Origin of the sequence: Vibrio sp. TH_r3 (assembly GCF_033101115.1) — a bacterium.
Classification (GTDB): Bacteria; Pseudomonadota; Gammaproteobacteria; order Enterobacterales; family Vibrionaceae; genus Vibrio.
Genome location: NZ_JAWMPW010000050.1, coordinates 1 through 5982, shown reverse-complemented (window position 1 = coordinate 5982; position 5982 = coordinate 1). Strand labels below are relative to the sequence as shown.

6 protein-coding genes and 4 tRNA genes are annotated in these 5982 nt (G+C 37.9%); 7 read left to right on the top strand and 3 right to left on the bottom strand.

The features are described from left to right. Positions 1-110: 110 nt before the first annotated feature. Together pssA and R3X26_RS18650 are read right to left on the bottom strand one after the other, a co-directional pair. Complete coding sequence (gene pssA, locus R3X26_RS18655) at positions 111-1451, bottom strand: CDP-diacylglycerol--serine O-phosphatidyltransferase (RefSeq protein ID WP_317718825.1); 1341 nt, start codon at positions 1449-1451, stop codon at positions 111-113. Positions 1452-1646: 195 nt separating this feature from the next. Next, complete coding sequence (locus R3X26_RS18650; RefSeq protein ID WP_317718824.1) at positions 1647-2075, bottom strand: GNAT family N-acetyltransferase; 429 nt, start codon at positions 2073-2075, stop codon at positions 1647-1649. A gap of 67 nt (positions 2076-2142) precedes the next feature. On the opposite strand from R3X26_RS18650, the gene murB reads away from it, so the two are divergent. Then, entirely contained in the window at positions 2143-3183 is a 1041-nt protein-coding gene (gene murB, locus R3X26_RS18645) for a UDP-N-acetylmuramate dehydrogenase (RefSeq protein WP_317718823.1), read from the top strand. After that, positions 3184-4149 (top strand): bifunctional biotin--[acetyl-CoA-carboxylase] ligase/biotin operon repressor BirA, encoded by a 966-nt coding sequence (gene birA / locus R3X26_RS18640; RefSeq protein WP_317718822.1) that lies wholly within the window; start codon positions 3184-3186, stop codon positions 4147-4149. Positions 4150-4171: 22 nt separating this feature from the next. Here birA and coaA read toward each other — a convergent pair whose 3' ends face one another. Next, entirely contained in the window at positions 4172-5095 is a 924-nt protein-coding gene (gene coaA, locus R3X26_RS18635; RefSeq protein WP_317718821.1) for a type I pantothenate kinase, read from the bottom strand. A 207-nt stretch (positions 5096-5302) separates the two neighbouring features. On the opposite strand from coaA, the gene R3X26_RS18630 reads away from it, so the two are divergent. From R3X26_RS18630 to R3X26_RS18610, 5 genes are all read left to right on the top strand, one after another. Next, a tRNA-Thr gene (locus R3X26_RS18630) sits at positions 5303-5378 on the top strand. 42 nt (positions 5379-5420) lie between these two features. Continuing rightward, positions 5421-5505, top strand: a tRNA-Tyr gene (locus R3X26_RS18625). A gap of 55 nt (positions 5506-5560) precedes the next feature. Then, positions 5561-5635: transfer RNA gene (locus R3X26_RS18620), tRNA-Gly, on the top strand. Between the two features lie 10 nt (positions 5636-5645). Then, positions 5646-5721, top strand: a tRNA-Thr gene (locus R3X26_RS18615). Between the two features lie 138 nt (positions 5722-5859). Beyond that, a partial coding sequence (locus R3X26_RS18610) for a GTP-binding protein (protein ID WP_254868837.1) occupies positions 5860-5982 on the top strand: 123 nt, incomplete at its 3' end.

Here is a 5982-nt window from a genome sequence, read left to right as displayed (position 1 = left end):
AAAGCCTCAACAGAAATGTTGAGGCTTTTTTGCGTTTTATGATTTTAATTTTTAAACAGTAGCAAAGACTAAGGAGATTCATTACTACTGTTTAAATGAAAAGGACGTGTCTATAAAATGTTTTTAAGTACTTTATCTGCTTTGACTCGTGTTATCTTACGGATAAGTTTTTGTACTTCTACTGGATAAGTATCAAGTCTGTCTAATTGCTTATAACTACCAATTAAATCTGTATGTTTCAGGATGTTTTCTATCTCAGCCTCAAACTTTGATGTCAAAAGGTGCTGGTTATCTTGTATTAATAAAGCATTTTCCAGATCTAAGCTCCAAGCTCGTGGATTGAGGTTATTACCCGTTAGTAACATATAACGCTTATCTACCCAAATACCTTTTAAGTGAAAGCTATTGTTATCATGTTTCCAAAGCTTTAATGATAGCTTTCTGCTTGCCATATTTGCTTCATTCATTTTAGCGAAACGTCTTAAATTCATTTCATATAAATAAGGCAAACCTGCAATAGTTTTGAACGGTTCATCAGGAGAGATATAAAAATCGTTGGCAGTTTTATCTCCAACGACGATGGTTACTTTTACCCCTCGTCTTAATGCTCGTTTTACCTGTTTAGAGACACTCTTAGGAAAGTTGAAATAAGGTGTACAAATGAAAATTTCTTCTTTAGCGGCAGCAATAAGCTGATTTATCCTAAGGTTTAGTTTATTACGTCTTTTACCTATGCCGACAAGTGGAGTTAACGCCACTTGGTTATTTTGTGGTTCTTGATGCTCAAACTTATATTCCGACTGCGCTAAAGATGAACGAAAGCGTCGAATAGCGAGTTTTATTTCTTTGGTATTTGGCTTATCAGGACAGCAGAGATCATAGACTGCAGGGTGCGCTACCATATCGTTTTTAATAAAGTTAACCATCGATGTGGCTAAAGTATGGTTATTAAGAATATGATAACGATCAAACCGATACTTTTCGTGAAAGTTTAGGTAGATGTTATTTAAGCTGGCGCCACTGTAAATTACAGTATCATCTATAACAAACCCTTTAAGGTGTAATACGCCAAAAACTTCACGTCCACGCACAGGAATGCCATACACAGGCACTTTATGAGCATACTTAGCCGAATACTCCTTATATAAACTCGCGTTGCCTGCTGATTGTTCTGCGCCAATCAAGCCTCTTTGTGCCCTGTGCCAGTCAACACAAATAACAATGTCTAGATCGGGTTTGATTTGTTTAACTTGATAGAGAGCCGATAAAACTTCCCGACCAGCTTCATCATCTTCTAAGTAGAGTGCGGTGATATAAATACGTTTCTGAGCATTTCGAATGTGCGCCAACAAACATTCTCTAAAGTCTTCAGCGGTATGCAGAATATTAAAAGCGTCTGCATCTAAAGCGATAGTAGGCATCTGTTTGAACGGATTGTGTAATGCCATCATATTTTATAAATTGCCTCAGGTATTAAAAATTAACTAAACTAAATCTTATCAAATGTCTGCCTAGAGTAACTAATTATTACTATAAGAATTGATACGTGATCGTTAATGATATTGAAATTTTTAAAAATTAGACACTTATTTGTGACTAGGATAATGATAAATTGACAAAATAGTAAGCCCAAAACATGGCAACGACTAATCGAAACAGCAGTAATGCATGGCTGAAAGAGATTTACCGCTCGCTGAATAGCGTAGAAATAGATTCTTTAATGGTTCTGGTAACTGCTCTTTGGGTGTTAGTGTAAAATTATGCTGTTGGTAAAATGCTTCAAGGTTGTAATAGGCGAAGCAATAATCACTGCTATTCAGTGTTACTTTCGTGCAGTGTTGAAGTAACAAATGCGCAATGCCGAGTCTTCTGTATTTAGGTATGACTAGCATTCCGGTTAACAAACGATAATGACCAATCGTCTTTAAGCGCACAACGCCACAAATTTCCTGGTCGCAGCGCGCCACAAATATCAATTCGTCTTTCTTTGCCTTGGATGATTTATAGTGCTGCTTGTACAACTTTTGAACCAAAGGGATCATCTGTGGGTCAAGTCGACTAATGGTTATTTGCATGATTCAAACTGCGTTTATTCGTTCAATAAGGTAGAATAGTAAAACTGTTATCTTATCCTCGAATGCTATGCAAATATATAAAAAAGCTAATTTAAAATCGTTTCATACCTTCGCAGTTAATGTGACCTGTGACTTTTTGGTGATTATTGAATCCAATGAAGATCTTATTTCTGTTTATCAAAACAAGGAATGGAGCGATTTACCTAAGCTTCTATTAGGTAAGGGAAGTAATGTTCTTTTTACCAAGCATTTTAATGGTGTGGTTATTATCAACCGTTACTGTGGAATACAAGTGACAGAAAGTGATAGCGATTGGCATCTTGCAGTTAAAGGTGGGGAAGATTGGCCAGAACTGGTGAAGTGGACACTAAAACAAGGTTATTTAGGTCTGGAAAATTTGGCTTTGATTCCAGGTTGTGCAGGATCTGCTCCTATTCAAAATATTGGTGCTTATGGTGTGGAATTTAAAGATATCTGTGAGTATGTAGAAGTACTTCATCTCGACAGCTTTGAGGTATCTAAATTGACAACGAATGCGTGCCACTTTGGTTATAGAGATTCGATATTCAAAAACGAATTACGTGGCAAAGTCGTAGTGGTGAGTGTTGGTTTAAAGTTACCTAAACAGTGGAAACCGGTTGTTAATTATGGACACTTAGCGGCTATTCCAGTTGATGAATTGAACGCTAAACGAGTTTTTGATGAAATTTGTTTGGTAAGACGAAATAAGTTGCCAGACCCGGAAGTTATTGGCAATGCAGGGAGTTTTTTTAAAAATCCAATAATTACGGATCAACATTTTGAGAGATTAAAGACACTATTTCCAGAATTGGTAGCTCATTCAGTAAGTGGAGGGATGAAAGTTGCTGCTGGTTGGTTAATTGACCATAGTGGATTAAAAGGCGTAACTTGTGGAGGTGCTATGGTACACAAAGAGCAAGCATTAGTGATCGTTAATATGAATGATGCGACCTCGCAAGACATCCTAGAACTAGCTACAAAAATATGCGCAACTGTGTTCGACAAATATAAAATACGTCTAGAGCACGAAGTCCGTTTTTTTGATTCGAAAGAAGAAACATATCTACACAAAATGATAAGTAAATAAATGAAAGATTATAGCGTCAAACTTAAGATCATCGAATTGTTATCTTCTGGGGAGTTTGTGTCTGGCGAAGTACTAGGTACTAAACTAGGCATATCTAGAGCGGCAATAGGTAAACATATAAAAAGCATTTTGGCTTGGGGCTTGGATATATATAGGATTCAGGGTAAGGGGTATCGCTTATCAAAGCCGATTGAGCTATTACATAAGCAAAAAATTGAGGCGCTAACTAAGCAACATGTCGAGTTAATTCCTGTGATTGACTCGACTAATCAATATTTACTCGAACGAAATGGATCGCTAGAGAGTGGTGCGACTTGTCTGGCAGAGTATCAATCTCATGGAAGAGGAAGAAGGGGTCGACAATGGGTTTCTCCTTTCGGCAGCAACTTGTACTTATCTATGTATTGGAAACTTGAAGCCGGCATGGCTGCATCAATGGGATTAAGTTTAGTTGTTGGTGTTGCTGTGGTTGAAGCCTTAGAGTCGATAGGTATCAAAGGGATAAAACTCAAATGGCCAAACGATCTTTATCACAATGATAAAAAACTCGCAGGAATATTAGTCGAGATGAATGGACAAGCAGGCGGAGCGGCACATTTAGTTATCGGCATGGGTATGAATATCGACATGCCAATGGCTATTGCTGGTATCGATCAACCATGGACCTCTCTATCGGGTGTGACTAGTGACTTACCTGAACGGAATATTTTAGCTGCAACTATTATTAACACTTGGAAGAAAACGCTTGAAGATTATGAGCTATTTGGCATGAATGAATTTGTACCAAGGTGGAACCGCTTAGATAATTTTATAGATAGGCCAGTTAAACTGCTCATGGGCGAACGAGAAGTCTCTGGTGTGGTAAAAGGGATCAACGATCAAGGCGCTATATTGATAGAAACACACAGTGGCGTACAGAGCTTCATTGGCGGTGAAATCTCTTTAAGAAAAGATAACGAGATCTAGTAGTGAAAAGCAGTACGTATTGTTATTTTCTCAATAGAATTTCTTTTACCATATGATTGCTGCCCTTTTTTAATATCAATTGGGCTCGTTCTCTAGTTGGTAAAATATTTTCGATTAGATTTTTACCATTTATGGTACGCCAAATAGTCAGTGCTTTATCAATCGATTCTTGTTTAGATAACTGAGTATAGTGCGAAAAATAAGATTCTGGCTTTTTAAAAGCACTTTCTCTAAATTTAATAAATCTTTCGATATACCATCGTTCTATAAGCTTCACATCCGCATCTACAAATATAGAGAAATCAACAAAATCCGATACAAATACACGATGTGGATCGTGAGGGTAATCCATACCACTTTGTAATACATTTAGCCCTTCTATAATAAGTACATCTGGTAAATCAACGACCTTTTCTTCTGGCGTAATATCATAAGTAATATGTGAGTAAACGGGAGCACTAACATGGCGTTTACATGCTTTTATGTCGGATACAAATTGAACTAAACTCTTCATGTCATAAGATTCAGGAAATCCTTTTTTTGACATAAGATCGCGTTTATTGAGCTCTTTGTTTGGCAGTAGAAAACCATCAGTAGTGATTAATTCTACTTTATGGTGCTGTTTCCATTTAGACAAAAGAGCTTTAAGTAGTCTTGCCGTGGTACTTTTCCCCACCGCGACACTTCCGGCGATACCAATAACAAATGGAGGAGACGGTTGTTCTTTGCCTAAAAACTTATGCAACACCGAATTCCTCCCTTGCCTGGCAGAAATATAAAGATTTAGTAGCCGGGTTAATGGCAAATAAATTTCCACTGCCTCTTGCATAGACAGCTTTTCATTAATCCCTTGTAACTCTTTTAAATCTTCTTCTGATAATGTCATCGGTACAGAATTACGTAGTTCTGACCAATGATTACGATCAAAAGACATATAAGGGCTCATAAAATTGCTGCCGTTAAAAAAGAAGGAGAGTGAAAAATACATCAACTTGGTAGGATTTCAAGCGACTTAATCGACATATTGTTATATTAGGTCGAATAAGTGTTCAAAATCTGCTCTATAAGCGAGAAAGTTGCGGAAAACGTAACTTTTTTTAATTTACCTATTGCAAGGTAAAAGATCATCCAATAGAATGCGCTCCACTTATGTGCCGACTTAGCTCAGTAGGTAGAGCAACTGACTTGTAATCAGTAGGTCACCAGTTCGATTCCGGTAGTCGGCACCATTTTCTTAGTAAGCGAAAAAGCTTTAAAGAAAAAGAAATTTTGGAGGGGTTCCCGAGTGGCCAAAGGGAGCAGACTGTAAATCTGCCGGCTCCGCCTTCGATGGTTCGAATCCGTCCCCCTCCACCATATTATTCTTAAGGAACACCATATTCTTAAGGAAATAGCTCTCAGAGTTACGTGTGCGTGCATCGTATAATGGCTATTACCTCAGCCTTCCAAGCTGATGATGCGGGTTCGATTCCCGCTGCACGCTCCATATTATGAGTGCTGATATAGCTCAGTCGGTAGAGCGCACCCTTGGTAAGGGTGAGGTCCCCAGTTCAAATCTGGGTATCAGCACCAGTTCTGAAGCATTAATTTCTTTTTGATTTTTTCGTTCCAAAGAAAATATTGTTTTACGAATAAATTTTACAATATACCAAGTATTTTTGGTTGCGTGGTCATCAAAGCCACCTAAATCCGTACCTAGAGGGACAAGTCATGTCTAAAGAAAAATTTGAACGTACGAAACCGCACGTAAACGTTGGTACTATCGGCCACGTTGACCACGGTAAAACAACTCTAACAGCTGCTATCTGTACTACACTTTCAAAAGTGTACGGT